Origin of the sequence: Sphingomonas sp. OV641, from assembly GCF_900109205.1 — a bacterium.
In the GTDB taxonomy this organism is placed as follows: Bacteria; Pseudomonadota; Alphaproteobacteria; order Sphingomonadales; family Sphingomonadaceae; genus Sphingomonas.
In genome coordinates this window covers 640,979-667,265 of the sequence record NZ_FNZB01000002.1, presented here as the reverse complement: position 1 = coordinate 667,265, position 26,287 = coordinate 640,979, and the positions used below count along the sequence as shown (strand labels likewise).

At 66.0% G+C, this 26,287-nt stretch carries 25 protein-coding genes; 12 read left to right on the top strand and 13 right to left on the bottom strand.

Translation table 11 applies throughout. From position 1 onward, the window contains the following. Window positions 1-39: 39 nt before the first annotated feature. Window positions 40-1,956: a M61 family metallopeptidase gene (locus tag BMX36_RS13960; RefSeq protein ID WP_093066285.1), complete on the top strand. Its 1,917-nt coding sequence runs from the start codon at window positions 40-42 to the stop codon at window positions 1,954-1,956. Window positions 1,957-2,004: 48 nt separating this feature from the next. Beyond that, window positions 2,005-2,583, top strand: a complete 579-nt coding sequence (gene ppa, locus BMX36_RS13955) for an inorganic diphosphatase (protein WP_066775952.1) — start codon at window positions 2,005-2,007, stop codon at window positions 2,581-2,583. 64 nt (window positions 2,584-2,647) lie between these two features. Here the strand turns inward: ppa and BMX36_RS13950 are convergent, their stop codons facing one another. The 3 genes from BMX36_RS13950 to BMX36_RS13940 form a co-directional block, all read right to left on the bottom strand. Beyond that, complete coding sequence (locus tag BMX36_RS13950) at window positions 2,648-2,965, bottom strand: DMT family transporter (protein WP_066775957.1); 318 nt, start codon at window positions 2,963-2,965, stop codon at window positions 2,648-2,650. A gap of 99 nt (window positions 2,966-3,064) precedes the next feature. Beyond that, window positions 3,065-3,544 carry a GNAT family N-acetyltransferase gene (locus BMX36_RS13945; protein ID WP_093066283.1) on the bottom strand — a complete coding sequence of 160 codons (480 nt, stop codon included), beginning with the start codon at window positions 3,542-3,544 and terminating at the stop codon, window positions 3,065-3,067. Further along, window positions 3,541-4,449, bottom strand: coding sequence for a DMT family transporter (locus BMX36_RS13940; RefSeq protein WP_066775961.1), 909 nt, complete (start codon window positions 4,447-4,449; stop codon window positions 3,541-3,543). The genes BMX36_RS13945 and BMX36_RS13940 overlap by 4 nt, the downstream gene beginning before the upstream one ends. Window positions 4,450-4,672: 223 nt before the next feature. Between BMX36_RS13940 and BMX36_RS13935 the strand changes: the two genes are divergently transcribed. Then, window positions 4,673-5,179 carry a Ros/MucR family transcriptional regulator gene (locus BMX36_RS13935; protein ID WP_066775963.1) on the top strand — a complete coding sequence of 169 codons (507 nt, stop codon included), beginning with the start codon at window positions 4,673-4,675 and terminating at the stop codon, window positions 5,177-5,179. 5 nt (window positions 5,180-5,184) lie between these two features. Then, complete coding sequence (locus BMX36_RS13930) at window positions 5,185-6,027, top strand: oxygenase MpaB family protein (RefSeq protein WP_256210805.1); 843 nt, start codon at window positions 5,185-5,187, stop codon at window positions 6,025-6,027. 27 nt (window positions 6,028-6,054) lie between these two features. Here the strand turns inward: BMX36_RS13930 and BMX36_RS13925 are convergent, their stop codons facing one another. Continuing rightward, the gene (locus BMX36_RS13925) at window positions 6,055-7,323 is read right to left on the bottom strand and encodes a dicarboxylate/amino acid:cation symporter (protein ID WP_093066281.1); all 1,269 of its coding nucleotides are present in this window, start codon (window positions 7,321-7,323) and stop codon (window positions 6,055-6,057) included. Between the two features lie 163 nt (window positions 7,324-7,486). On the opposite strand from BMX36_RS13925, the gene glmM reads away from it, so the two are divergent. Then, window positions 7,487-8,827 (top strand): phosphoglucosamine mutase, encoded by a 1,341-nt coding sequence (gene glmM, locus BMX36_RS13920; RefSeq protein ID WP_093066279.1) that lies wholly within the window; start codon window positions 7,487-7,489, stop codon window positions 8,825-8,827. 76 nt (window positions 8,828-8,903) lie between these two features. On the opposite strand, the gene nadA is transcribed toward glmM, so the two are convergent. The 7 genes from nadA to BMX36_RS13885 form a co-directional block, all read right to left on the bottom strand. Further along, on the bottom strand, window positions 8,904-9,902 hold the full coding sequence (gene nadA / locus BMX36_RS13915) for a quinolinate synthase NadA (protein ID WP_093066465.1): 999 nt from the start codon (window positions 9,900-9,902) through the stop codon (window positions 8,904-8,906). Window positions 9,903-9,934: 32 nt separating this feature from the next. After that, window positions 9,935-10,720 carry a hypothetical protein gene (locus tag BMX36_RS13910; protein ID WP_256210804.1) on the bottom strand — a complete coding sequence of 262 codons (786 nt, stop codon included), beginning with the start codon at window positions 10,718-10,720 and terminating at the stop codon, window positions 9,935-9,937. A gap of 312 nt (window positions 10,721-11,032) precedes the next feature. Beyond that, complete coding sequence (locus BMX36_RS13905; RefSeq protein ID WP_093066277.1) at window positions 11,033-11,740, bottom strand: DUF4230 domain-containing protein; 708 nt, start codon at window positions 11,738-11,740, stop codon at window positions 11,033-11,035. Continuing rightward, window positions 11,730-12,593, bottom strand: coding sequence for an MBL fold metallo-hydrolase (locus BMX36_RS13900; RefSeq protein ID WP_093066275.1), 864 nt, complete (start codon window positions 12,591-12,593; stop codon window positions 11,730-11,732). The genes BMX36_RS13905 and BMX36_RS13900 overlap by 11 nt, the downstream gene beginning before the upstream one ends. Window positions 12,594-12,651: 58 nt before the next feature. Continuing rightward, complete coding sequence (locus BMX36_RS13895; protein ID WP_093066273.1) at window positions 12,652-14,295, bottom strand: M56 family metallopeptidase; 1,644 nt, start codon at window positions 14,293-14,295, stop codon at window positions 12,652-12,654. Beyond that, a complete protein-coding gene (locus BMX36_RS13890) occupies window positions 14,292-14,660 on the bottom strand; it encodes a BlaI/MecI/CopY family transcriptional regulator (protein WP_093066271.1) in 369 nt (122 codons plus the stop codon). The genes BMX36_RS13895 and BMX36_RS13890 overlap by 4 nt, the downstream gene beginning before the upstream one ends. Before the next feature lie 210 nt (window positions 14,661-14,870). Next, a complete protein-coding gene (locus BMX36_RS13885) occupies window positions 14,871-17,180 on the bottom strand; it encodes an FtsK/SpoIIIE family DNA translocase (RefSeq protein WP_066775978.1) in 2,310 nt (769 codons plus the stop codon). Window positions 17,181-17,407: 227 nt separating this feature from the next. On the opposite strand from BMX36_RS13885, the gene BMX36_RS13875 reads away from it, so the two are divergent. From BMX36_RS13875 to BMX36_RS13845, 7 genes are all read left to right on the top strand, one after another. Next, window positions 17,408-18,016: a ribonuclease HII gene (locus BMX36_RS13875; RefSeq protein ID WP_093066267.1), complete on the top strand. Its 609-nt coding sequence runs from the start codon at window positions 17,408-17,410 to the stop codon at window positions 18,014-18,016. 177 nt (window positions 18,017-18,193) lie between these two features. Continuing rightward, on the top strand, window positions 18,194-19,333 hold the full coding sequence (locus BMX36_RS13870; RefSeq protein ID WP_093066265.1) for a site-specific DNA-methyltransferase: 1,140 nt from the start codon (window positions 18,194-18,196) through the stop codon (window positions 19,331-19,333). A gap of 162 nt (window positions 19,334-19,495) precedes the next feature. Further along, the gene (folP, locus tag BMX36_RS13865) at window positions 19,496-20,542 is read left to right on the top strand and encodes a dihydropteroate synthase (protein WP_093066263.1); all 1,047 of its coding nucleotides are present in this window, start codon (window positions 19,496-19,498) and stop codon (window positions 20,540-20,542) included. A 110-nt stretch (window positions 20,543-20,652) separates the two neighbouring features. Continuing rightward, on the top strand, window positions 20,653-21,357 hold the full coding sequence (locus tag BMX36_RS13860) for an NRDE family protein (protein WP_093066261.1): 705 nt from the start codon (window positions 20,653-20,655) through the stop codon (window positions 21,355-21,357). 158 nt (window positions 21,358-21,515) lie between these two features. Next, window positions 21,516-22,091 (top strand): alpha/beta hydrolase, encoded by a 576-nt coding sequence (locus BMX36_RS13855; RefSeq protein WP_093066259.1) that lies wholly within the window; start codon window positions 21,516-21,518, stop codon window positions 22,089-22,091. Window positions 22,092-22,242: 151 nt separating this feature from the next. Beyond that, window positions 22,243-22,719 carry a 5-(carboxyamino)imidazole ribonucleotide mutase gene (purE, locus tag BMX36_RS13850; RefSeq protein ID WP_066776003.1) on the top strand — a complete coding sequence of 159 codons (477 nt, stop codon included), beginning with the start codon at window positions 22,243-22,245 and terminating at the stop codon, window positions 22,717-22,719. Beyond that, window positions 22,716-23,786, top strand: coding sequence for a 5-(carboxyamino)imidazole ribonucleotide synthase (locus tag BMX36_RS13845; RefSeq protein ID WP_093066257.1), 1,071 nt, complete (start codon window positions 22,716-22,718; stop codon window positions 23,784-23,786). The genes purE and BMX36_RS13845 overlap by 4 nt, the downstream gene beginning before the upstream one ends. A 746-nt stretch (window positions 23,787-24,532) precedes the next feature. Here BMX36_RS13845 and BMX36_RS13840 read toward each other — a convergent pair. Continuing rightward, window positions 24,533-25,651: an OmpA family protein gene (locus tag BMX36_RS13840; RefSeq protein ID WP_093066461.1), complete on the bottom strand. Its 1,119-nt coding sequence runs from the start codon at window positions 25,649-25,651 to the stop codon at window positions 24,533-24,535. 111 nt (window positions 25,652-25,762) lie between these two features. Beyond that, on the bottom strand, window positions 25,763-26,272 hold the full coding sequence (locus BMX36_RS13835; RefSeq protein WP_093066255.1) for a DUF2793 domain-containing protein: 510 nt from the start codon (window positions 26,270-26,272) through the stop codon (window positions 25,763-25,765). Window positions 26,273-26,287: the final 15 nt, after the last annotated feature.

Below are 26,287 nucleotides of genomic sequence, written 5' to 3'. Positions count from 1 at the left end.
CATTGAGCTTCGGGCAGACGCTCGCTAGCGGGGCTAGCCATGATCCGTTTTGCCTTTGCGAGCGTCCTGCTCGCTTCCGCCGCCGTCGTCACGGCCCAGGTACCCGCCGGAAACTCCGCGCCGCAGCCCGCGCCCTTCGCGAGCTCCATCCCCGATCCGGTCGATCAGCCCTATCCGGGCACGATCGCGCTCAATGTTGACGCCACCGACGTGGCGCGCGGCATCTTTCGTGTCAGCGAGACGGTTCCGGTCGCCAAGGACGGGCCGCTGGTATTGCTCTATCCGGCCTGGCTGCCGGGCAATCACGCCGCGCGCGGGCAGATCGAGAAGCTGGCGGGGCTGGTGATCAAGGCGAATGGGCGGACGATCCCCTGGACGCGCGACCCGGTGGACGTTCACGCCTTTCACATCGACGTCCCCACCGGCGTGCGCGAGATCGAGGCGAGCTTTCAGTTCATCTCGGCGACGAAGTCGGATCAGGGCCGGATCACGATGACGCCGGAGTTGCTAAGCCTTCAGCCGAACTCGGTCAGCCTCTACCCGGCCGGCTATTTCACCCGCCAGATCCCGGTGAAGATGACGGTGAAATATCCGGCCGGCTGGACAGCAGCGGGCGCGATCCCCGCAACGGTGAGCGGATCCACCTATTCCTATGCGCGGTCGAACTACGAGGTGCTGGTCGATTCACCGATCCTGGCCGGTCGCTATGGCAAGACGTGGCAACTCACGCCGCGGGTGTCGCTCGCGGTTTACGCCGACACGCCCGCCGAACTCGCCGCGACCCCGGCGCAGATCGATGCGCACAAGCGGCTGGTCGAACAGTCAGTGAAGGCGTTCGGCAGCCAGCACTACGACAAATACACCTTCCTGCTGTCGATCAGCGACAATCTTGGCGGCATCGGGCTGGAACATCATCGCTCCAGCGAGAATGGCGTCACGCCGGGCTACTTCACCAAGTGGGACGAGGGACCCGGCCGCCGCAACCTCCTGCCGCATGAGTTCAGCCACAGCTGGAACGGCAAGTTCCGGCGCGGCGCGGATTCGTGGACGCCTGACTTCCGCACGCCGATGCGCAACTCGCTCCTGTGGGTGTATGAAGGGCAGACGCAATTCTGGGGTTATGTGCTTCAGGCGCGATCGGCATTGGTGTCGAAGCAGGACACGCTTGATCAGCTCGCGGCCATTGCCGCACTCTACGACAGCCAGCCGGCACGCCAGTGGCGCGACCTGATCGACACCACCAACGATCCGATCATTTCCGCGCGCCGACCCAAGGGCTGGGCAAGCTGGCAGCGCAGCGAGGATTATTACAACGAGGGCCTGCTCGTCTGGCTCGAGGTCGATTCTCTCCTGCGGCAGCTTTCGGGCGGCAAGAAGTCGATCGATGATTTTGCCCGCGCGTTCTTCGGCGTGCGCGACGGCGACTGGGGCGATCTGACCTACACGTTCGACGATGTGGTCGCGACGCTGAACGCCGTTCAGCCGCATGATTGGCGCGCCTTGCTGACACAACGGCTGACCGAACATGGCAAGGGCGCGCCGCTCTCCGGCTTCGAGCGCAATGGATATCGCCTCGTCTATACCCCGGATGCACCGGCATCCTTCCGGCATGGCGAGAAGACGCGCAAGGTAGCAGACCTTACCTATTCCGGTGGGTTCGTCGTCGGATCGGGCGCTGAGATCACGTCCGTCATCTGGGGATCGCCGGCATTCGACGCGGGCCTGACGGTGGGTACCACGATCGTCTCCGTGGGCGGGATGGCCTATTCGGACGATCGACTGAAGGCAGCGATCGCCGCTGCGAAGGAAAACAAGACCCCGGTTCAAATGTGGGTCAAGAAGGGCGAGCGCTATTGGCAAGTCTCGCTCGACTGGCAGGGCGGCCTGCGCTACCCGCGCCTCGAAAAGATCGGCACGGGAGAGGCCGGTCTCGATCGGTTGCTTGCGCCGCGCTGACCCGCGGCACGAGTCTTCACTTCGTCATACAAAGCAAAGGGACCGAACATGCGCATCGACAAGGTGCCGACGGGTGACAATCCGCCGCACAGCCTGAACGTCATCATTGAAGTGCCCACCGGTGGCGAGCCAGTGAAGTACGAGTTCGACAAGGCCAGCGGCGCGCTGTTTGTCGACCGCATCCTGCACACGCCGATGCGCTACCCGGCGAACTACGGCTTCGTACCGCACACGCTGTCGCCGGATGGCGATCCACTCGACGCGCTGGTCGTCTCGCGCTCGCCCTTCATCCCGGGGTGCGTCGTGCGCGCCCGGCCGATCGCGGTGCTGAACCTGGAAGACGAAGCCGGCGGTGACGAGAAGCTGGTCTGCGTGCCGGTCGACCAGACCTTCCCCTATTATTCCAACGTCGGCGAGAAGGACGACCTGCCCGAGATCGTCTTCCAGCAGATCGAGCACTTCTTCACCCACTATAAGGACCTGGAAAAGAAGAAGTGGGTTCGCATCGGCAAGTGGGGCGGCGCCGACGAAGCGCGGCAGATCACCGTTGAAGCGATCGAACGCTACAATGACGCCAAGGCAAAGGGCGAAGAGCCGCACGACCATGACGTGCCCGGCCGCGACTGAGGGATGATTGCGCCGCCCGTCATTTCCGCCTGATCGGAAATGACGGGCGGCGCCCCTTCGCCCCTCAATGCGCGGTGAGCTTCAGCCCCGCGATGCACAGCACGACACCGAAGATCAGCGCAATGCGCACCGGCGTCGCCGGCTCGCCATAAAGGGCGATGCCCACCAGCACCGTTCCCAAGGCGCCGATGCCGCCCCAGACCGCGTAGGCGGTGCCCATCGATATGGAGCGGGAGGCGAATTCCAAGAGCCCCATCGACAAGGTGACGGACAGCAGGAAGCCCGCCGTCCAGCCAAGGTTGCGGAATCCCTCCACATGGCGAAGACAGGTGGTGAAGCCGACCTCGAACAGACCACCAAGCACGAGCCAGAACCACGCCATCAGTCGCACCCCACGTGCGGACGACAGACAGGTCCAGGCGTTGGCACGGTTCGGCTCAACATCGGCTCATGATCCCTTTCACATTCTGCCCGGCGCCCTTCACCGGCCGGCCAGCATGCGGAGCGCCGTGCCGGTGACGCGCTGGGTCGTCCATTCGTCCTGCGGAAGTGCGCCCTTGGCCCGATAGAATTCAATGGCAGGCGTATTCCAGTCGAGCACCGTCCATTCAAGGCGCGGGCAATCGCGATCGATCGCGATTGCCGCCAATTGCCTCAGGAGCGCCGTCCCCCCACCGGCACCTCGCGCCTCGGGCGTGACGTACAGATCCTCCAGCCACAGGCCGCGCCGCCCCGTCCATGTCGAGAAGGTGTGGAAGAACAAGGCAAAGCCGACGCTCTCCGCCTCGCGTTCCGCGATCAGCGCTTCCGCAGCGGGCTCAGGGCCGAACAGCGCCGCTTGGAGCATCGGCTCCGTCGCCTCAACGGCGTCCGGCTCGCGTTCGTAAGCGGCGAGCTCACGGATGAAGCGCAGGATGGTTGGAACGTCGTTCGGTGTCGCCGGCCGGATGGCAATGGTCATGCAGCTTGCTCCAGCGTCTGCGCCGCGATGTCCCGGCGACGCGCGGCATAGACGCAGGCCGCGACGATGACGATGGCGCCGATCAATGTGTAGCCGGAGACGCGCTCTCCGAAGACCAGGAAGCCGAGCACGGCGGCATAAACAAAGGACGTATATTCCGTCATCGCCAGATAGCCCGCCTCACCATGGGCATAGGCCCAGGACAGGAGCATCATCGAGACAAAGGCCAGCAGCGCCGCGCCGCCCAGCGGCAAAATGGTCGCCGCGGGCGGGATCACCGCAAGCCAGGGAGCAGCCATGCCCAGCAGGCACAGGATGACGAGCGACTGGAGGCAGGCAGTCTCCGCGGGCCGGGCGGCGAGCGACTGAAGCCGAGTAAGGATCAGGTTCACGGCGTAGAGGACGGCCGACGCAAGGATTGCGATTGCGCCATCGAACGCGTCGGGCCCGAGCGCCGCCTGCGCCTGCCCGATGAAAATGGTCATGATGCCGAGGCTCGCCACCAAAACCGCCATGACCGTTCGCAGCGAGACCCGCTCCTTTAGCCACCAGGCGGCCAGGATCAGCGCAAGGATCGGCGCAATATAGGACAGGGCAATTGCCTGCGCCATCGGCACCCGTGCGAGCCCCCAGAAGAACAACAGGGCCATTGCACAAGTTACCGCGCCGCGCGTGAGGTGAAGCACCAGCGCTCGTCGGGTCGGACGGCGGATGCCGATGGTCGCCCATGCGATCCCACCCAGGGCAACATTGCCGAGCGAGCGCCACAGCATCGTGTTGTACACGCCGAGCGCCAGCACCAACCCTTTCATGACGGCGTCCATCACGGAAAAAAGGCCAATGCCGAGCGCGCCGATCAGAAAAGCGACACCGACAGGCACCATCTCACGCGAAGAATTGGTCATTTCAATGCATTAGATCGTTAAAGCTGCGTTGGCGAGCATTGAGCAGCCTTCCGTCAGGTTAATACCGTATGAACAATGGGCATTGGTGTTGACAGGCAAGCAAAGCGATAGATCGAAAAAATCGCAGCGCGACATCGGTTTAATAAACCGTCATAACAACAGGCGCGCCAGTTGACCTGCACAGACGCCACGCTAAAGCAACGGTAAATGTAAGGAGCGTCGCATGACTGAAGATACCGTTGACACCAATGCCGTTGAGCTGGCTACCGAGCTGACCATCGCATGGCTGTCAAATCCCAATACCCGCGCGTCCAGCGATGAGGTACCGGGATTTCTGCATAAAATGCATGAAGCGGTAAATCAGCTGTCGACCAACACCCAGCCAGTCTCGGACGAAGAGCCGGCAGGCGATTACACGCCGGCGGTTTCTGTCCGTAAGTCACTTGCGTCAAAAGATCATATTATCTCGATGATCGACGGCAAGCCTTACAAGACGCTGCGGCGCCATCTCGCCGGCCATGGACTGACGCCGACTGAATATCGTCAGCGTTATGGTTTGAAGCCCGATTATCCGATGGTTGCAGAAAACTATTCGGAAGCGCGCCGTGCCATGGCCAAGAAGATCGGCCTGGGCCGCAAGCCCGGCATGACCCGCAAGGGTTCGGACGAGGCAGCACCGGCCAAGCGCGGCCGCAAGGTCCCGGCGATGGCGGGAGCCGGGGAGGAATAAGTCGCATGGCGCGGGCGGCCCCATCGCTGCCCGATATGCGAAGTGCAATCGGCGGGCGCATTCGTGCGCTCGTCGGTTCCGGATCGGTCGACCTGTCGCGGCCGCCGGGTGATCCGGGCCTGTTCGGTCCCGGATCCATGGCATGGCGGGTCCATGCCGATTTTTCCGCAATGATGATCGGGGGCGTGTCGGCCCTGCTGCTTCAGATGCTCCATCCCCTGGCGCTTGCCGGCGTTTGGGATCACAGTGACTTTCGCCGCGATCGACTTGGCCGTTTGCGCCGCACGGCACAGTTCATCTCCCTAACCACCTTTGGCAGCACCAAGTCCGCCAATGCCGCGATCCACCGGGTGCGCGCGATCCACGAACGGGTGACGGGCACTCTGCCGGACGGCACGCCCTATATGGCGAGCGACCCGGCCCTGCTCACCTGGGTGCATGTAGCGGAGGTGGACAGCTTTCTGCGCGCCTATGTCCGTTATCGCGAGCCGGGCCTGCCGGGCGCGGAGCAGGACCGATATCTTCGCGAGACGGCGATCATCGCCGAGAGGCTTGGCGCACACGAGGTGCCGAAAACGCGCCGGGAACTTGAGAGCTATTTTCGTGATGTCCGACCGCAGCTTTCCTACGACAATCGTACCCGCGATGTCGCCGCGGCGCTTTTGGCGAGCGGCCCCGATGCGCTGACGACCGGCGCGCTGGCAATCGTCACGCCGGCCGCGCTTGAACTGCTGCCGCCGTGGGCCGCGGCGATGCACGGCCGCACACCCAGCGCGATCGGCCGCCCCGCCATCCGACTGGGCGCGCGCGGGATGAGCAATGTGCTGCGCTGGGCACTTCGGCGCTGAGCCGCAGCATCAGCCCCAGCCTCAGCCTCAGCCGGTCAGCCCTTCCGACGGCTCCGCATCGCTCGCAGGATCGACCCGCTCGCGCCGCGACAGCGTGATCGTGGTGGCGAGGTCCCACATCACATTGCCCAGCGTCCGCATGATGTCGGGCAGCGTCTCGACGGCGACCAGCAGCCCCAGCGGCGCGGCCGGCGCGCCGATCGTTGCGCAGACTGGCGCGATCGAACTGACATAGCTCACGGTGCCCGGCAGGCTCACTGCGCCGAGCGAGGTCAGCGCCGCCACCATCGTGCCAACCGCCAGCGTGCCGAAGGACAAAGGCACGCCAAACCAATGCGCAATATAGATGGCCACCGCGAAATTCATCGCCGGCCCCGTCGCGCGCAGCAGCGCCACTGCCAGCGGCAGCGTGACGCCAGCCGTGGCGACCGGCGTTCCAAGCGACCGTGCCCCCGCCAGCATCGCCGGCAGCGATGCCAAGGACGATTGCGTCGATACCGCCACCGCCTGGCTGGGCAAGGCGGCCCGGGAAAAGCGCGCCAGAGACACGCGGCCGCCGATGATCGCCATCGGATAGGCACAAAGCGTGACGATCAAGCCGACACCCGCGACGATCAGGATATAGTGGACAAGCGCGTGGAAGGCTCCGCTCCCGGCCTTCGCCCCAACCACGATGGCGAGTGCAAACACGCCGAGCGGGCCGATCCACAAGACCCAGCCGATCACGACGAGCATGGTATCGCGCACCGCCGTGAAGAGCCGCACCAGCACCTCCCGCAACCCCGCCTCGATCCGCATGAGAGCAAAGGCGAAGATCAGCGCAAAGATGATCATCGACAGGAAATTGCTTTCGGCCGTGGTCCTGACGATGTTGCTGGGGATGATCCCCGCGAGGAACTCACCGAGCGGTGGCACTGGCGGATTGGGGCCGACGCCGGTCAGCGCCGCCCGCAGTGCGGCGGCGGAATCGACCGGCAACGGCGCGAGCTCCAGCAACAATGGTGTCAGGAACGCTGCCGAGACCGCTGAGGCGACCATCACCGCGACATAGAGGCCGACGGCACGACCGGCGAGCCGCCCGGCCTGTGCCGCCGCCGCCGTCGCCGCCACGCCCGTTACCAGAAGCGAAAAGACGAGGGGGACGATCGTCATCTGCAGGGCATTGAGCCACGCCTGGCCGATCGGCTGCGCAATGGCAACCGTCGGCTCCACCGACGCGGGTGCATAGGCAGCGATCAGAATGCCGGCGACCAGCCCCACCACCAGCGCCACCAGAATACGAGTAGATTGGGACATCACGCCTTTCGAACTCTTCGTCACCCCGGACTTGTTCCTAAGTCCGCCAAACGGCAAGAGCTAAGGCAACATGGTTGTGCGGCACCACCGGTGCCTGAGCAAGCCGCCTGCGGCGTATCCGATCGGCGCCGGGCGGGAACATTGAACGATTTGGAGGTTGTCAGTGGCGCGCAAATACTTCGGCACCGATGGCATTCGCGGCCTGACCAATATCGCGCCGATGACGGCCGAGATGGCGATGAAGGTCGGCATGGCCGCCGGCGCCTATTTCGTGCGCGGCGACCATCGCCACCGCGTGGTGATCGGCAAGGATACGAGGCTGTCCGGCTACATGCTGGAAAACGCGCTCGTTGCCGGATTCACGGCAGTGGGGATGGATGTGGTGCTGGTCGGGCCCATGCCGACGCCGGCGGTGGCGATGCTCACCCAATCGATGCGCGCGGACATCGGCGTGATGATCTCCGCCAGTCACAACCCCTTTGCCGACAATGGCATCAAATTGTTCGGCCCCGATGGGTACAAGCTGTCGGATGAGGCGGAACTGGCGATCGAGGCACTGATCGACGGTGAAGTGGCGCTCGCCGCGGCCGGTGACATTGGCCGCGCGCGCCGGGTGGAGGATGCCCGGGGGCGCTACATTCACTTCGCCAAGTCCACCTTCCCCGCCGACCTGCGGCTCGATGGCATGAAGGTGGTGATCGATTGCGCCAATGGCGCAGCCTATCAGGTGGCGCCTTCCGCCCTTTGGGAGCTCGGCGCAGAGGTGGTCGCAATCGGGGTCGAACCCAACGGCAAGAACATCAACGACAAGGTTGGATCCACCGCGCCGCAGACGCTGTCGGAAACAGTGGTCGCCAGCGGCGCCGCGATCGGCATTGCGCTGGACGGGGATGCGGACCGGCTGATCGTGGTGGATGAACTGGGCCGCATTGTCGACGGCGACCAGCTGATGGCCACCATCGCCACCGGCTTCGCGCGGCGCGGGGCGCTGGCCGGCGGCGGGCTGGTGGCGACCGTAATGTCGAATCTGGGACTGGAGCGGCACCTGTCGGCGCAGGGGCTAGGGCTGGTGCGGACCGCCGTTGGCGACCGCTACGTCCTGGAAGCCATGCGCGCGCGTGGCTTCAATGTCGGTGGGGAGCAATCGGGGCACATCATCCTGTCCGACTATGGCACCACCGGCGACGGGCTGGTCGCGGCGTTGCAGATCCTGGCCGAGGTGAAGCGCGCCGGCGCACCGGCAAGCGAGGTACTGCACCGGTTCGAGCCGCTGCCGCAGCTGCTCAAGAACGTGAAATACGCCCGTGGCGGCAAGCCGCTGGAAAGCGACAGCGTGCGCCGGACGATTGCTGCGGCCGAGGCGGAACTGTCAGGCATCGGCCGGCTGGTGATCCGACCGTCCGGCACCGAGCCGGTGATCCGCGTCATGGCAGAGGGCGATGATGCGGCGCAGGTGGAGGCGGTGGTGGACCGCATCTGCGACGCCGTGCGCGCCGCAGCCTGAGGGCAGCACCTCTCGCGACGAGGCCAGGAGGCAGCGCGGGGCTCCGGATCCTATCCGGGGCGCCCGCGTCGGCGGCTCAGTCGCCTGTCACCTTGGCGGGGCCCAGATCGCCCTGCCCTACCGTGCCGCTGGCCATGGCGAGCATGGCATCAAGGCTCTTCTTCGCCTTGATCCGCAGATCCTCGTCCATCTCGATCCTGGGGCTAAGGTCGCGCAGCGCGAGGTAGAGCTTCTCCATCGTGTTGAGCGCCATGTACGGGCAGATATTGCAATTGCAGTTTCCGTCCGCGCCCGGCGCACCGATGAACGTCTTGTTCGGCAGCGCCTTCTCCATCTGGTGGATGATGTGCGGCTCGGTCGCGACGATCAGCGTGTCGCCCGACATCGCCATGGCATATTCCAGGATGCCGCGGGTCGAGCCAACGTAATCGGCATGATCGAGAATCACCGGCGGGCATTCCGGATGCGCGACGATCGGCGCGGAGGGGTGCTGCGCCTTCAGCTTCAGCAGCTCGGTCTCGCTGAACGCCTCATGGACGATGCACACGCCAGGCCACAGGATCAGATCACGCCCGGTCTTGCGCGCGAGATAACCACCCAGGTTACGGTCCGGCCCGAAGATGATCGGCTGATCCTTCGGGATCTGCGACAGGATCTTCTCCGCCGAGGACGAGGTGACGATCACGTCGGAGAGCGCCTTCACCGCGGCGGAACAGTTGATATAGGTCAGCGCGATCGCATCCGGGTGCTGCGCGCGAAAGGCCGCGAACTGCTCCGGCGGGCAGCTGTCTTCCAGCGAACAGCCCGCATCCATATCGGGCAGGATCACCGTCTTCTCAGGAGAGAGGATCTTGGCCGTCTCGGCCATGAAGCGCACGCCGCAGAAGGCGATCACATCGGCGTCGGTCGCCTGCGCCTTTCGGCTGAGATCAAGGCTGTCGCCGACGAAATCGGCCAGATCCTGAATCTCGGGCTTCTGATAATAATGGGCGAGGATCACCGCATTCCGCTCCTTGCGAAGGCGATTGATCTCGGCGCGGATATCAACGCCCGTGAGGTTCTGCGGCTGTTCCATGCCGGTGCAGATGGCCCGGCCCGGCGCTTCGATCAAGGCACCGGTGCAAAGGGCGGCGGAAATGGCGGGTAGGCGAGCGGATCGAGCCGCGCGCCGGGTGACCCCGACGTGACGAAAGCATAGAAACCGGTGCCGAGCGGGCTGATCGTGATCACGTCCATTGCCACCTGCATGGCGACAAGAAGCGCGCTGCCAACCCACCACGCCGGGTGAACCCGCCCATAGCGGCGTGTGTCATGAACCATGCCGGTCAGCGGAAACAACATGGTTGCAGCGAAGATGCCCCAGGCGGCCCAGGGGATCATCAGCGGGCCGGGCAGCAATCGGCCGAAGGCCGGCCCCATGATCGCGGTCATCGCCACCATCACCAGCCGGCGGTGCCAGTGGGTACGCCGCCGCCACGCCACTGCCCACCACAGCACACCGGCAAACACCAGCACGGACAGCGGGTTCATGACCAGAAAATAGCCCGGCATGAAGAAGAACGGGGCGCGCGCGGCGCGAACCATCGCAACCGTGGCGGCGATCCCCAGCACCACCATCAATGCCGCCCAGCCAGCCCCGAGCCAGCCGAGCAGCCGGTGCTGGTTGATCCGGCCGTTCGCCACCAGCCACGACTGGAATACGAAGAAGCCGATCCAGCCCATGAAGGCTAGGGCATGGGCATGGACCAGCGCCGGCGCGCCGAACGTGGAACGTCCCATGGCAAACTGAAGCCCGAAACAGAAGACGTTGGTGAGCGCCATCGCGACTGCAAGACCAAAGAAAAAGCCGCGATCATCACGGATGCCGACACGCGACGGTGCAATGCTGGCCATGGGGACTCCCCTTCCCGATGGAGAGTTATTGTAGCAGAAGCGGGTCCAGCATAGAACAGCGGCGTGCCATTACTGTCGCACGCTGCGTGCCGGCCGAAGATTCAACTACTTGACGACACCGTTCCGAGGCACGGGCCAGCCCACATCAGGCAAATATCTTATGATGTTCGCGGGAGAATTCGCCGGAGACCGGACGCAACAATCATCGGAGCCGGTTCGAGTCGCGAAGCGGCGAAACACGTCGCTCATGCCAACGGTCATCAGCCTTCCGGCGCGCTCGGCTCTCGAAACCAGGCCGGGCAACGCTGCGCCTTAACGCTGGTTGCCCAGCACCTCCTCGAGACTTCGGCTCATGTCCCACCGCTCGCCGTCCGACCCGCCTGGATCGCCGGCGAACCGCACCTCGACGCGCACCGGCAATCCTGCTGCGCCCAACGCGCCTCCAAACAGCCGCTCGATCGCGCGCCGGCCATTGTCGCGTGCCTTGGCCAGATTTTCTGGATCGCGCGCCCGTTCCGCGACGACGTTGCTGGCCGTTCCCGCGACGCGCCGCTGCAGTTCCGCCATGGCATCGCGCGAGACATAGACGCCGGAGGTCTGATCCAGCGTGACCCGCGCGTGATCTATATTGGGCCGGCCGACCACCACGTCAGGCACCTCGACGGAAAGCGTGCGCGCGGCCGGATCATAGCGGAAATCGGCCGTATCGAGCCCGCGGACATCCACGAAATAGTCCACCTCGAAGGGCGCCTTGACCACGCGGCTCGATTTCAGCCAGCCCCACAGGCGGCTCGTCGCCCCCGTGGCCTGCACCGTGCCGGTCAGCCGGCTGACGCGAAGGTCGGCGCTGGTGTGCAACGTCGCCGCAACCACACGCGCCACTGCTAGGCCGCTGTCGTCCGTCTCGACAACATGGCGATCGTTCCACCAGCGGTAAGCCGCAACCGTCGCGACGATGATGGCAAACGCAACAGCGATGCCAATTGCTGCGGTCGCCACCGACCGGCCGTCAGGCCGCATCCATGCTTTCCCACACGTCGCCAATCGGGCGGACCAGCGCCCGCCGCTCCAGATCGATGAGGTGCGCCAGCACCGAGCGCTCGGCGGCGGGATAGAGCCGCGGATCGACACCGACGTACATCTTCTCGACCATCGCGGGGATCACGCCCGTACCCGCACGAAGCAGGCGCAGGATCTGCCCTTCGCGCTGCTTGCGATGGCCGAGCAACCCGCGCACCAGCCGTTGCGGTCGCTCGATCGCTTCGCCATGCCCCGGATAATAGATCCGGTCGTCGCGACCGATCAGCTTCTCAAGGCTGGACATATAGGCCGTCATGTCCCCGTCCGGGGGCGAGACGACGCTGGTTGCCCAGCCCATCACATGATCGCCGGAGAAAAGCGCTTTTGTTTCCGGCAAGGCGAAGGCGAGATGGTTGGACGTATGGCCGGGCGTCGCGATCGCCTCCAGCGTCCAGCCTTCGCCGGCCAGCGTCTCTCCCTCCGCCATCACGCGATCGGGCGCATAATCGTGATCGAAGGATGCGTCGGATTGTGGGCCGTCATCCTCCAGCGCAAATGGCGCTGCGCCGACGATCGGCGCGCCAAGCTCCGACGCAAGCCGGGGCGCGCCCGGGCTGTGATCCCGGTGATGATGGGTGATGACGATCGCGCGCACCGGGCGGCCGGCGACCACCGCCAGCAACGCGGCATGATGCGCCTCGTTCGCCGGGCCGGGGTCAATGATCGCCAGGTCGGCGATACCAACGATATGCGTCTGCGTACCCGTATAGGTGTAGGCCGAGGCATTGGGCGCCAGCACACGTGTGACCAGCGGCTCGAGCTCGATCGGAACTCCGGTGGGCGGTGCCTCCATGCGATGCCAGATGGCCGGTTACTTCCGGGATGGCAAGGGCACCAGGCGCCGCCGCCGATCAGTGCTGGCCGTCATCGTCGATCCGCCTGGCTTCGCGATCGAGCGCCGCCAGGGCGTGTTCGCGCTCGGCGGGCGTGAGATGGTCAATGTCGCGAAGGGCGGCGCGCGCGGAGCGGATGCCGGCGCGGGCGCTCACCATGGCGAGCTGGCGCGTCTTTTCGGCCTGGCGCAGCGCGACCTCGACGCGTGCCTGCGCCTGAGCCTGAGCACGCGCGCTGCGACGCTCGATCCGATCGGTGCAGATCGTGATCCGCCGACGCCCATGATCGGTATCATGCACAACGGTCGGCTCCACCACATCGCCGGTGCAGGTGGCGGACCGGACTTCCGGCACCATGACGGAGACATGGCCATCGTGCGTCCAGGTGGGAGGTGCCGGTGGTGTGGGCGGCGTGGGCGGGGTTGGCACGGCAGCCTCAGCCGAAGGCGCGACCGCGGGGAGAGGGACCGGTGGTGCCGCGGGCGCTTCGGGAGAGGCCGGCTCTGCTGGTAGCGGAGGCTCGGGTGGTTGCGGCGGCTTAGGCAGCGGGTTTGCCTCCACCCAGGCGCGGGCAGCCTCGCCCTCAAGCACCGTGCGCTTGCCATCGCGCTCCACTACGACCCGCACGTCCTTGGCAGCCGGCGCCATGGCCGGAACCACCGCCGGGATCGCCGCCTTGGCCGCCGTCTCGACACTTGCGCGCATCCGTTCCGCCGCCTGTGTGCCCGAAGCGGTTAGGCCGAGCGCGCCCGCACCGGTGGCGAACACGGCGGCAAGCCCCACCAGTGCGCGCGGACGCGAGATCCGCCCCATGCCCAGCATCCGCAAGCGTCCCTTCAGATCATCCACGGTATGCAGGTGGCAGGCGGCCGCGATCGCGCCGCCATGCGCCGCCTTCACGATCGCGCAGGCATAAGCGTGGCGCGCGTCCGCTCCGAGCCGCGCAAGGACACGCGCGTCATTCGCCATCTCCTGATCGGCGCGGAACGCGCGGAAGGCATACCAGGCCAGCGGGTTGAACCAGTGCAGCGCGAGTACCGCCAGCGCGAACCAATTGGCGACGAGGTCCCCGCGGGCATGGTGGCCAAGCTCATGCGCCAGCGCCAGCCGCTGCTCATCGGCATCATAACGCGCGGCGAAATCGCGCGGGAAGGCCACGAAGCGGCGAAGGACGCCAAACGCAAGCGGCCCCGCCGCTGCCGCACTTTCCACGATGGTGACGCCATCGACCTCGTCGACGACGCCCGCCCCCGCCAGCAGGCGATGGCGAAAGCGACGATAGGCAAGCATGTGCCACAGGATGAACGCCGCCGCGCCGATCCCCCACAAAGCGGCAAGGGAAAAACCGAGCGTGAGGAACGACGGCGCGGCAGCGTCGCCAGCGGCAGGCACGATCAACACCGTGACCTGTCGGCCGACCTGGGTGATGGGAGTGGCAAGCGCACCGGAGATGGGCGCTGTCACCTGTTCGCGGACCGTTTCCGGAAGGGGCGGCAGCACCAGTCGGAGCAGCGGCAACGACCACAGCGCATAAGCGACCGGCGCGCCGAACGCCCGCCGGACCGGGGCACGCACCAAAAGGACCAGAAGGATCAGGAGAGCGGAGGCGGCGAGCGCCTCGACCATCCAGGAGACGCCCGTCCACTCACCGCCGGCGCTCATTGTTTCAGCGCCTTCAGTAGCGTTTCGATTTCCGCAATGTCTTGCGCGGACAGCTCATCACGCTCGGCCAGATGCGCGACCAGCGGGGTGAGTTTGCCACCGAACAGGCGATCGATCAGCCGCCGCGATTCACCGGTGACATAATCGCCGCGCTCGACCGCGGGCCGGTAAAGATAGCGGCGCCCATCCTCCTCATGCGTGATCGCATTCTTGGCGAGCAGCCGCCCCAGCAGCGTCTTGACCGTGTTGGTGCTCCAGCCACGCTCGGGATCAACCCGCTCGGCCACGTCCTGAGCGGTGAGCGGGCTATCGTCCCACAGCACCTCCATCACCGCATGTTCGGCATCGCTGATCCGCTCGGCCACGATTCGACTCTCCTGCAACTACACCTGTGGTCGCAATGATTACGAACGTAGTCAATAGCGGTGCGACGAACCGGCGACCTGTTCCGGGCTGAGCTTGCAGAGGATCAATTAGCGAGGCGCCCGGCCGACACCCTCCGACAAGCTCCGGGCGTACTGGTGGTGCGTTCGAGAGGGCGGAAGCCGGGTGAAACCCGGCGTCACGCCAAAGCCTCAGACCGGGTGACCTTCCGTGTCGCGCAACACCTCGCGGCGACCGACGTGATCGGGTCGGCTGACGATGCCGTCCTTTTCCATCCGCTCGATCAGCCGCGCCGCGGAATTGTAGCCGATGCGCAACTGGCGTTGGAGCCAGGAGGTCGACGCCTTCTGGCTCTCGCATACCAACTGGATCGCGGCGCGATATTGCTGGTCCTCGGCCGAATCCTCGCCGGTCGGCGCGCCCTCGATCTCGAAGCTCTGCTCCGGCTCCTCGGTGACGGACGAGATATAGTCCGGCGTACCCTGCGACCGCCAATGGTCGGTGACGCGCTGCACTTCCTCGTCGCTGACAAAGGGGCCGTGGACGCGCACGATGCCCTTGCCGCCGGGCATATAGAGCATGTCGCCCTTGCCCAGCAGCTGCTCGGCGCCCTGTTCGCCCAGGATGGTGCGCGAATCGATCTTCGAGGTAACGTGGAAGCTGATGCGCGTCGGAAGGTTCGCCTTGATGACGCCGGTGATCACGTCCACCGACGGCCGCTGCGTCGCCATGATAAGGTGGATGCCCGCCGCACGCGCCTTTTGCGCAAGGCGCTGGATGAGAAATTCGACTTCCTTGCCAGCGGTCATCATCAGGTCCGCAAGCTCGTCGACGATCACAACGATCTGCGGCAGCACCTGATAGTCGAGCTGCTCCTCCTCATAGACCGGGCGCCCGTTCTCGTCCCAGCCGGACTGGACCTTGCGGCCGAGCGGCGCGCCCTTGGCCTTGGCGGCGCGCACCTTCTCGTTGAAGCCGCCGAGGCTGCGCACGCCGAGCGAGGACATCTGGCGATAGCGATCCTCCATCTGCTCCACCGCCCATTTCAGCGCGCGCACCGCCTTGGCGGGATCGGTGACGACGGGGGAGAGGAGATGCGGAATGTCGTCATACATCGACAGTTCTAGCATCTTGGGATCGATCATGATCATCCGGCACTGGTCGGGCGTCAGCCGGTACAGCAGCGACAGGATCATGCCGTTGAGGCCGACCGACTTGCCCGATCCGGTGGTACCCGCGACCAGCAGGTGCGGCATGGGCGCAAGGTCCGCGATCACCGGATCGCCGGCGATGTTCTTGCCAAGGATCACCGGCAGCTGCGCATTCTGGTCCTCGAATGCCTGACTGCCGATCAGCTCATGCAACGAGACTGTCTCGCGCTTCGCGTTGGGCAGTTCGATGCCGATCACGGTGCGGCCGGGGATGGTGGCGACGCGGGCGGAGATCGCACTCATGTTGCGGGCGATGTCGTCGGCCAGGCTGATGACCCGCGTCGCCTTGATGCCCGGCGCGGGTTCCAGTTCATACATGGTGACCACCGGCCCTGGGCGGACCTCGACGATTGATCCCTTGACGTTGAAGTCGTCCAGCACCGTTTCCAGCAGCCGCGCGTTGCGCTCCAGCGCGGTCTTGTCGATCTGTGCATTCTGGGAAGGCGGCGCTGGCGTCAGCATTTCCAGCGTCGGCAGCTCGTAATCGTCACGCAGGGCAAGCTTTGTCTGGCGCGGTTCCTTCGTGCCGCTGCCGGTGGCCGGCGGCGCGGTGCGATCGTTGATGACGGGGGCCGGGCGATTGTCGGGCGCCGCCACCGCGCGCGGTGGGACCGCCTTGCGCGGCAGATCGGCGGCCGCTTCATCATCTGCCCCGTCCCACTGATCGTCGCTGCCAGCGGGCGCGAGCCTCGGCCGCCGGCGCGGGATCCAGCCGCGTGGCAGATCCACCTCCAGGCTGCGCCCCCAGACGATCGCACCGGCAAGCCCCGCCACCACGCCCAGCGCGACGATGCTCCACCATGTCACTTGTGGATTGTTCGCGAACGAGAGCGCCCAGCGTGCGGCCGCGACGCCACCCAGGCCGATTGCGCCGCCCCAGCCGAACGGCAGCGCCAGCACCGCATCGTCGGACACACAGGCCAGCGCGACCGCCATCAGCGCCACGCCGAGCAGCGCTTGGCGCAGCATCCGCTTCCACGCACCCGCCGGCTGATCGCGCCACAGGCGCAAGCCGATGACCGGGCCGATCGGCAGCAACAGCGCCACTGCGGGACCGAAGATGGTAAGGGCGAGATCGGCGAACCACGCGCCCGGCACGCCGAGAAGATTGCCCGCCACGCCCGACGATGCGGTGTTGAGCGACCCGTCGCCCGGTCGGTAGCTTGCCAGTGCGAGCGCCGTCAGCACGGTGACAGCGAACAGCACCATCGCCGTGGCCAGCGCACCGCTGCGGATTGCTCCCGCCTTCACCGTCTCGCGCCACAAGGACGTTTGCGCCCTGCTCGCCATGCCTACAACGCCCCCGAAAATGTCATGAAATCAGCTGCTGGATAATCTGCCCCGGCGAGTCCGGCGTCAAGCGGCGCGCCCGATGCGCCCGCGCGTTCCCGGCGCAAGTGTGACGGCAAGGGCACGCCATCGCCGATCAGGCGACCGCGTGCCGCGACAATCGGCCATTCTGCCTGGCAGCGCACCTTGCTAAAGGCCGGCATCACCGTTGAGAGCGCCGACCACCAATGCCCGGATTGAAGCACGAACGCCTGTACCTCGCGCCCGTCGTCGGCGTGGACGAGGCAGGTCGTGGCCCGCTTGCCGGCCCGGTCGTGGCGGCGGCGGTGATCCTGCCGGCGCGCGGCGTGCCGCGCGGCATCGACGATTCGAAGAAGCTGCCGGCCGGCGAGCGGGAACGGCTGTGCAGGCGGATCAGGGATTGCGCCATGGTGGGCGTGGGGATCGTGGAAGCGGACGAGATCGACACGCTCAACATTTATTGGGCGACGATGAAGGCGATGACGCTGGCGGTGGATCAGGTCGCGGCCGCGCTTGGCTGCGCTCCCGGCCACGTGCTGGTCGATGGGAATCGCCTGCCCCGCTGGGGCTATGCCGCGACGCCGATCGTCGGCGGTGATGCGCAAAGCCGCTCCATCGCCGCCGCCTCCATCGTCGCCAAGCACACGCGCGACACCATCATGCTGGCGCATCACGAATCATATCCGCACTACGGCTGGGCCTCCAACAAGGGTTATGGCTGTCCCGCGCACCGCCGCGCACTGGCCGAACATGGCCCCTCACCGCTCCATCGGCGTAGCTTCGCACCGGTCGCACAGACGGTTCTTCCGTTCTGAGTCTTTTGCGCCACACCCCACCGATTGAGTCAATGGCCCCGGGCAGACTCAATATCTGGGATGGTGCGCGAAATGTTCCGCCCGGCGAACGAAATGGCTCGCGGCGGTACTATTCACTGAACGCTTGACGGCGAGTCCACCCCGAAGCGACGGTCGCGTGCGAGAAGGGGGAAACGCATGAGTGTCATTGAGAAAACGCGCGTGCGTCGGGCCCGGGCAGCTGCGCCGGAAGAGACGGTCGTGCTGCCGCTGAACGAGATCCTGATGGGGGATTGCATCGCGCAGATGCGCGCGCTTCCGGCGAAGTCGGTGGACATGATCTTTGCCGATCCACCGTACAATCTGCAGCTCGGGGGCGAGCTGTTCCGACCAGACGGCAGCCATGTCGATGCCGTGACGGACGATTGGGACAAGTTCGACACGTTCGCCGCCTATGACGCCTTTACCCGCGCCTGGCTGGCGGAGGCGAATCGCATCCTGAAGGACGACGGCACGATCTGGGTGATCGGCAGCTATCACAACATCTTCCGCGTCGGCGTGGCGGTGCAGGATCTGGGCTTCTGGATCCTCAACGACATCGTTTGGCGCAAGAACAACCCGATGCCCAATTTCCGCGGCACGCGCTTCACCAACGCGCATGAAACGCTGATCTGGGCGTCGAAGGGCGAGAAGGCGAAATACACCTTCAACTATCGCTCGATGAAGACGCTGAACGACGAGTTGCAGATGCGCTCGGACTGGGAATTCCCGATCTGTGGCGGTCAGGAGCGGCTGAAGGGTGCGGACGGGCACAAGGTGCATCCGACGCAGAAGCCGGAGGCCTTGCTGTACCGCATCCTGCTCGCCTGCACGAAGCCGGGCGACGTGGTGCTCGATCCGTTCTTCGGCACCGGCACGACTGGCGCGGTGGCCAAGCGGCTGGGGCGCCGCTGGATAGGGATCGAGCGCGAGAACGTCTATATCGATGCCGCCCGCGCCCGGATCGCGGATGCCCTGCCGCTCGATGAATCGGCGCTCACGACCATGCAGAGCCCGCGACAGCAGCCCAAGGTTGCCTTTGGCGTGCTGGTGGAAAATGCCTTCCTGCCGGCGGGCAGCGTGGTGACCGACGCCAAGCGCCGTTACCGTGCGACGGTGCGCGCCGATGGCAGCCTCGCCAGCGACTGTGGCTCGGTCGGATCGATCCACAAGCTGGGCGCGACCTTGCAGGGCGCGCCGGCCTGCAACGGCTGGAGCTTCTGGCATTACGAGACGGAAGGCGCGCTGAAGCCGATCGATGCCCTGCGGCAGACCTATCTGCTGGCGACGCAGGTCTGAGCAGCTTTGGCGACTCCAGGTCCGGCCGTTCAAGCGAAGCCGGCCGGGCATCATGGGTCGCCAAGGTGCGTCACGATCCTGCACAAGGGCGCACCCTGCCCGCCTTGCGCGGGTGACGCACCTGCGCCACACGCCTGAAGCGTCGCAATCCGAAGGCCCCCCATGCATCTCCGCCCGATCCACTTCGTCGACGCGCCATTTGCCTATCCGGACGGCGCGGTCGCCCGGCTCGCTGGCGGCATGCAGTGGTTCGCCGACTATGAGGTGAGCGAAGGGGGCAGGAGACGCGCCGTTCCGGTCGCCGATGTCACCAGCCTTGGCGCCAGAGCAGCCGAGCTTCACCGGCGGATCACGACGGCACGACCTTCATGGACGCTGGGCTCACGGACGCTCCGGTTCGATCAGCCGGTCGTCGCCGGCATCCTCAACATGACGCCGGACAGCTTTTCCGACGGCGGCGTCCACCGCGACGATCCGGCCGCTGCCGCCTCGGCCGGGATGATCATGGCGGGCGCCGGCGCGGGCCTGATCGACGTGGGTGGTGAGTCCACCCGCCCCGGCGCGGCGACGGTGTGGGAACAGGACGAGGCCGAGCGCGTGGTGCCGGTGATCGAGCGGCTCGCGTCCGCCGGCGCGCTGGTGTCCATCGACACGCGCAAGGCGCTGGTGATGGAGCGCGCGCTAGCGGCCGGAGCGGCCATCGTGAACGATGTTTCCTCGCTGCTGTGGGACAAGCGTGCATTGGACGTCGTGGTGCGCACTGGCGCCCCGGTCATCATCATGCATTCGCCGGATCCGGAGAAAGGCGGTCACGGCAGCGGCGGCTACCGCGATGTCGTGACCGACGTCTTCGACTGGCTGGAGGCGCGCATAGAAGCGCTGGTGGGCGGCGGCGTGGCACGTGACAGGATCTTGGTGGATCCCGGCATCGGCTTCGGCAAGTCACTGCAGGACAATCTGGCGCTCATCAACGGCCTTGCGATGTTCCATGGCCTGGGGTGCCCCATCATGCTCGGCGCCAGTCGCAAGCGCCTGATCGGCGCGCTGTCGAACGAGGCACCCGTTGGCGAACGGCTGGGCGGGTCGGTGGCGCTTGCGCTGAAGGGTGCCGAGGCGGGCGTGCAGCTGTTGCGGGTTCATGACGTGGCCGAAACGGTGCAAGCGGTCCGGGTCTGGCGAGGCCTGCGCGACCGCGCGTTGGTCGGCTGAAGCTGTGGCCGCCTCCATCAGGTGCATGAAGCCCCATCGCGGGAGTTCCCGGAGGCGCGCGAAAGAAGGTAAGGGCGTCGGATGATCCTTTTCCTACCTCGACGCGGCTGATGTGTGTCGTTGCGCTCGCGCTGGCGGCTAGTCCACGCTGGCACCTCGTGGTTGCAGGCAATCGCGACGAGTTTCATGCACGCCCCTCGGCGCCGTTGATGCGGTGGGACGATGCGCCTCACTTCCTGGGCGGGCGCGATCTCGTGTCCGGCGGCGGCTGGATCGGCGTGTCCGAACAAGGCCGTTTCGCTGTGGTGACCAACGTCGCCGGTTATCCCCGCGGTGGAGCAGCCCCATCCCGCGGCGCGCTGGTGGCGGACTATCTGCGCACGGGCGACTTGCCCGATGATGCCGCGCTGGACGCGTTCGGCGGTTTCAGCCTGATGACGATTGGCGATGATGCGGCATTCCGCAGCAACCGCCCCGCCCTGGTGCATCAGCCGCTCGCACCCGGGCTGCACGGCATCTCCAACGGCCCACTCGATCCGCCCTGGCCACGTACGCGGACGCTTACCCAGGCGCTCGGCGCATGGCTTACGCAGGATCGCGCGCCCGAGGACCTGCTCGGTCTGCTTGCCGACGAGCAGGCCACCGTGGAGGGAGAGCGACCAGTCTTCATCCGCGACAGCGTTTACGGAACGCGCTGCAGCACCGTGATTGCCATCGCTGCCGATGGAACAGGCGTGATCATCGAACGGAGCTTTGCTGCGTCGGGGATGGTCGATGGCGACACACGGCTGGATTTCGCCTGGAGCCGCGCCTGACCGCGCATCTCGACCGGGTGATGGCTCAGCCTTGCGGATTTCACGGCTAGCCCGTGCCCGCGCGGCGGCCAACCCCTAAGGGGTGGTCACGCAACCCATTGCCGCGGCCTCACCGTTGATGGCATGATCCGATCACACAGGACTCGGAGAAGGTCGCCATGTCGATCGCCACGGCCATCATGCCTGACCGTTTCTCGATCATCACGATCGGCGCCCCCGGTGTGGAGTCGCCGGCGTGGAATGCCCGCTTGCGCTGGCCGAGCCAGGGTGACGAGCACGTCATCCTCGAGGGCGGCGAACGGCGCAGCATCTGGGCAGCGCAGCTCGATGCAGCAGTGATGCGCGCTGATCGCGCCGTGGTGCTCGTGGCGGAAGGGATCGGGTGTCACGCCGCCTCGTGGTGGGCGCGCTTGTCGCCGGCGTCCTATGTGTCCCGCGTCGCCGGCGCGCTTCTGTTCGATCCGCCCGCCAACCAGGCGGACAAGCCAGACGCCTTTGCCTCTCCTGCGATCGCCCTGCCCTTTCCCTCGCTGGTGCTTGCGCAGGATATTCCGAGCGCCACTGGCCCGGCGATCGAAAGCTGGGGCAGCCGCTTGATCGATGGGCACCGCCGTCGCGATGGCGAGTTGCGCCCGTGGCGCAGCGCGCACCGCTTGATCGAGCGGGTTACCAGCCGCGTCATTGAGCGGGATGTGGCGCGCGTCCTGGCGTTGAACCCAAATTCATACCGCTAGCACCGCCTGACCTCAGCGTCTTCCGCGCGCCAACATAATGCGCGGTGCCCTCAGGCCGGCATGGCGGCAAGTGACAGGTAACCGCCTCTCCTCGCCGCCACGGCGGCAGCTTCCTGTTGCCCTCGCCATTGTCCCTCGCTAACCGCCGGAAATGGCGCACGTCGGCATCATCATGGGCTCGACCTCCGATTGGGAAACGATGCGGCATGCCGCCGAGACGCTGGAGGCGCTCGGCGTGCCGCATGAAACCCGGGTCGTCTCCGCGCATCGCACCCCGCAACGCTTGTATGATTATGCCGCTCAGGCAGCCGATCGCGGCCTGAAGGTGATCATCGCGGGAGCGGGCGGGGCTGCGCACTTGCCCGGCATGACGGCGGCGATGACACATCTGCCGGTGCTCGGCGTGCCGGTAGAATCAAAGGCGCTGAAGGGCATGGATAGCCTGCTGTCGATCGTTCAGATGCCCGGTGGCATTCCGGTCGGCACGCTCGCGATCGGCAAGGCTGGCGCGATCAACGCTGGCCTGCTTGCCGCCGCGATCCTGGCCGTCAGTGACGAAGCACTGGCCGACCGGCTGAAGCAATGGCGCGCGGCGCAGACCAACAGCGTCGCGGAGCTGCCGGCATGACGCCGCTGCCTCCCGGATCGACCATCGGCATCCTGGGCGGCGGCCAGCTCGGGCGGATGATCGCTGCCGCTGCGGCGCAGCTCGGCTATCGCACCCATGTGCTCGCGCCTGATCGGGAAAGCGTGGCCGCCCAGACGGCCTCGTCGCTGACCAGGGCCGATTACCACAACCGCGTGGTGCTGGCCGACTTCGCCGCGCAATGCGATGTGATCACCTACGAGTTCGAGAATGTCGCCGCGGAGCCGGTGGAGTGGCTCGCTGAGCGCAAGCCGGTTCATCCTTCCCCCGCCAGTCTCCGCGTTGCGCAGGATCGGCTGGCGGAGAAGGCGTTCGTGGCCGAGCTGGGCGGCACGCCGGCACGCTGGGCGGCCGTGGCGACGCGTGAGGCACTGGACACCGCCGTTCACGAGATCGGCACGCCTGCCGTGCTCAAGACGACGCGCATGGGCTATGACGGCAAGGGACAGGCGCGGCTGTCGACGCCGGCAGATGCCGATCAGGCATGGGCCACGGTCGGCGGAGCCGCCGTGCTCGAGGCGTTCGTGACCTTCAGCCACGAGTTTTCCATCGTGCTCGTGCGCGGGCAAGACGGCTCCATGGTCAGCTATCCGCCGCCGTGGAACGAGCATGCGGACGGCATCCTGGCCCGATCCACCATCCCCGCACCTTCGCCGATTGCAGCGCAATGGACGCAGGCCGCGGCGTTGACCGGGCGGATCGCAGACGCGCTCGACCATGTCGGCGTGCTGACATGCGAGTTCTTCGCCACGCAGAACGGTCCGGTGTTCAACGAAATGGCGCCGCGGGTCCATAATTCGGGGCATTGGACGATCGAAGGCGCAGTGACTTCGCAGTTCGAGAACCACGTCCGTGCGATCTGCGGCCTGCCGCTCGGGGACACTGGCCTGACTGGTTCGGGCGTGACGATGGAAAATCTGATCGGCCACGACGTGGATCGCTGGGCTGATCTGCTCGGCGAACCCGGCGCGCACGTTCATCTCTATGGCAAGCGCGAGGTGCGGGCTGGCCGCAAGATGGGGCATGTCACCCGGATAACTCGGCCGTAGGTCTCGGGTTCGCCCCTCCAACGACGTAAGAGCGAGCACGGCCGGAGTTACATCGCAATCATGTGCATGAGCTGCGCTGCATAATCCGACGCCTGAAAGCAGAAGCATCCGTCGAACAGCCAAGGGCTGGCTGCTCTGAGCGTCAGCCAGAGCCGGCTGAGGCGCGCCTGAAGCGTATCCACTTGCCCACGCACCCAGACATGAGGTCACACGAGGGCAGTCTGGCCACGGTTCGGACGACCTTCGGCAAGGAAAGCCGGTCTGCGCGCGTTGAAGCACAGGAACGTGACTCGCCGCCATGATCGGCGTGGCGCAGACAGACAGGTTATGAGATGCATTAGCGCGGCCGGTTGCGGGCGGCACGCTCCTGCGCCTCGGGCGCTGCTGGGGCGGGGTGCATCGAGTATCCGCCTGCCGAGAATGACCTGAAGCCGCCTTCGAAGCTCCGAGCCACCCGGCTGAGATCCTGAAGCGCGACCGGCACGGCAGTCGCCGCGGCACGCTGATGCTCCGGCGTCAGGGATGTATGACCGAAGCGTAACGCCAGCGAGGAACAATGCACCGCAGCGCGCGCTGCCTCTGGCCTGTGAACGGACCTAGTCGAAGGCCACCGGCTGACGAGCGCCAGCCACCCGACGGTAATTTGATCCATCCATTCGCCGCGACGGTCGATCGCCCGCGCCCATAAACAAAGAGGGGCCGGAAATATCCGACCCCTCCCAGTTCGTCTGGTGAGACGAAAGGTCTTACATGCCCGAACCCGGACCGTAGGTGACCTCCACGCGACGGTTCTGAACCTCGCGGACGCCGTCTGCCGTGTCGACGCGCGGGCGGCTTTCGCCGAACGCTTCGGTCGAGATCACGGTTTCCGGGATCGCCTTCGAGGTCAGGTAGCCCTTCACCGCGTCGGCACGGCGCTGCGACAGGCCGACGTTGTAGGAGGCCGCACCCGAACGGTCGGCGTGGCCGGCCAGCATTACCTGCGCGTTGCCGCACGACTGGTACTGCGTAACCGCGTTGTCGAGGATCGACGCTGCTTCCGGCGTGATGTCCGACTTGTCCCACTCGAAGAAGACAATGAACGGACCCGGCGAGCACACCACCTCAGGCGGCGGCGGCGGCGGCGGCGGGGGAGGCGGCGGCGGCGGCGGCGGCGGCGGCGGCGGCGGTGCCGGCGGCTCGCCGAAGTTGTAGGTCAGACCGCCGAGGATGCTGTGCGACCGGAACCGGCCTTCGTAGCCGCGGTTCGAGAAGTCGACGAGCTCGACGTTGCTGGCGTTGAAGAAACGATACTTCAGCGTCGCGTCCAGGTTGTCGGTCAGCGGCGCACGAACGCCGGCGATGCCCTGCCATGCGAAGACCGTATCCGAGTCGTTCAAGAAGCTACCGCGCTGGTTGATCGCGATGCGGTTCTTGACGCGCGCCACACCGGCACCACCGCCGATGAAGCCCTGGATGCCGTCATCGTCACCGAAGTCGAGCATACCATTGACCATGAAGCTCAGCGCGGTCGAACGGCCGCCTGCATAGTCGAAGGTACCCGGAGCAACGTTCACGACGCCGCCTGCGGTGCCAACCGGAACGCCAACGGTCGACGTATAGCTGTCGACAGTCGCGGCCTTGTAGGCAACTTCGGCCTCGAGGCGGAAGCCACCGAAGTCATAGCCAGCAACGGCGCCGCCGTCATAGCCATAATCGTGGTCGACCGTGCTGGTGCCAGACGTCACCGACGAGATATCGTAGTCGATGTCCTCGACGATCATACCACCGAACTCGACGCCGACGTACCACGCGTTATCGCGGGCAAGTGCAGGCGAGGCGAGAGCGGTAGAAGCGAGCGCCAGAACTACGGCAAGCTTCCGCATCATATTCCCCTTTCCATGGTGTCACTACGGACAGCGCAAACTCACTATCGAAAGGAAGGTTTCCGTGCAAGGCGACAAAAAGAGGCGACTGTTGCGCAGAAAACACACTTTTTAGCGCCCGATCAGATGGTGATTCCGCAACGTTTCCAACACTGCTTCAAGCACTTCGCGCGCTTCGAGGTCGATCGTGGAACCTCCTGATGCACCGGCGATCGGCGACTGCTGGGCGGCAAGCATCGGCGATCCCGCGATTACGAGGCTGGAGGCGCACAGTTCGCCGATCCGCCACGCCGCATCCTGATAACGGGCAGTCAGGCCATCCTCGATACGCCACACCGTCATTCCCGGATGGGGAGCAAGGAAGCGCCAGCCGCCGGCCGTCCAGCCCGCCAGTGATCGAGCCTGGCCGGCCCATGCGCCCACCGGTGCGTCGCCAACCACCCAGCAGGCGCCCTCAGCGGGCTCAGCCGGCGGCAAATCGGCGCCCATCGCCGTCACCGCCGGCTGCACCGCCATGTCGAGCAGCGCCAACGCTTCATTATGGTCTATTTCCTTCTGCGCCTGCCCTGCATGAAGCAGCGGCAGGCGCCAGCGCGCCGTGGCATTTTCCATCGTGCTCATGATTGTTCTTCTGCC